Below are 1,242 nucleotides of genomic sequence, written 5' to 3'. Positions count from 1 at the left end.
ATTGCTTCTCGTTCAAGCCGTACATGTGGCGAAGTTTTTGTTTTTCTTGCAATTGAACGCCGTAGCCGGACAGTTTCTTGCGTTGTCCCGGACCATGCTGCCCCGGAGGGAAAGGACGTTTCAATTCTTTACCAGTACCGCTCAAGGAAATGCCGAGACGGCGGCTTAATTTAAATTTAGGACCAGTGTAGCGTGCCATAAGTTGGGAAGCTCCTTTTATCAATAATTTGGTTAAGTTAATAAACGGGTGAAGCGTGTGCCCGATTTTGCCTGAAGCGTTTCTTAACGATCCGCACCCGACAAGAAGAACCAGCCGCGGTCCTGTCGGCAGCAAAATCTTACAGAGGGTGACGCAAGCTTCCACCATAAGCACGGGCTGCCAGAGCAGTAATTCCGATGCTTATTCTCGACTTCTTATTTTATAAGATGGATATGTTTGTGTCAAGCATAGGAATGCGGGAACCGGCATACGAAAGGATGCTTTTTGTTGAAAGCTAGGTTCGTGATCGGAAGCAATTTCTGGTACAATATGATATGCGAAGGGAGGCTTGACCATTGGCCAATTGGAATGTCCACCAGTTGTCGGAAGCGCTCCAATCTCTCGGATGGATAGGTCATGTCGCAGGGGCGCTGCTCGTTTTGCTGCAGACGCTTTTCCCTTTTGTGCCTTTTGTCTTGGTAGCCGGGGCTAACGTCTTGATTTTCGGGTTGTGGCGAGGGTTTCTGGTCAACTATGTGTTTGCTTGCCTTGGAGCGTTTATTGCTTATTATACGGCGAGAAATTACGGTAGGGCATGGGTGCAGGGCAAGCTCGCGAAGTACGATTTCATCGAGCAATGGAGCGCGAGACTGGAGCGGCACGGACTTTGGTATATCGCAGCCAGCCGGATTATTCCGGTGATTCCTTCCTTCGGCATCAACCTGGGCGCTGCGGTCATGAAGGTCAAACCAAGGGATTTTGTAATCGGCACGCTGATCGGCAAAGCGCCGATGATCTTCCTTGAATCGGTAATCGGGCACGACCTGCTCCATCTCGGCCGATATAAAGGAAGACTTTTTGCCGCATTAGCCTTGTTTTTCTTCCTGGTGTTCATCGGGAATTATTACAAAAACAAATGGACCAAAAGCGGCAGCAAATTTTAATATTGGTAATGGAAAAAGGAGAAGATTCGATGCGTGATCCCCGTTTAGAACAACTGGCTCGTAATCTTGTAGGTTATTCTTTAAATGTGCAGCCCGGCG

Annotated in this window: 1 protein-coding gene and 1 pseudogene; one reads left to right on the top strand and one right to left on the bottom strand. The window is 48.5% G+C overall.

Going from position 1 to position 1,242, the window contains the following annotated elements; genetic code table 11:
• Window positions 1–367, bottom strand: a pseudogene (locus tag QJ48_RS39110) (hypothetical protein); the annotation flags it as partial.
• A 188-nt stretch (window positions 368–555) separates the two neighbouring features.
• Between QJ48_RS39110 and QJ48_RS34895 the strand changes: the two are divergent.
• Window positions 556–1,143 carry a TVP38/TMEM64 family protein gene (locus QJ48_RS34895; protein ID WP_054977819.1) on the top strand — a complete coding sequence of 196 codons (588 nt, stop codon included), beginning with the start codon at window positions 556–558 and terminating at the stop codon, window positions 1,141–1,143.
• The last annotated feature ends 99 nt before the right edge of the window (window positions 1,144–1,242 follow it).

It is taken from the genome of Paenibacillus sp. A3, assembly GCF_001399685.1.
Taxonomy (GTDB): domain Bacteria; phylum Bacillota; class Bacilli; order Paenibacillales; family NBRC-103111; genus Paenibacillus_G.
The sequence above is the reverse complement of the archived record's forward strand: the minus strand, read 5'-3'. Positions and strand labels throughout refer to the sequence as shown.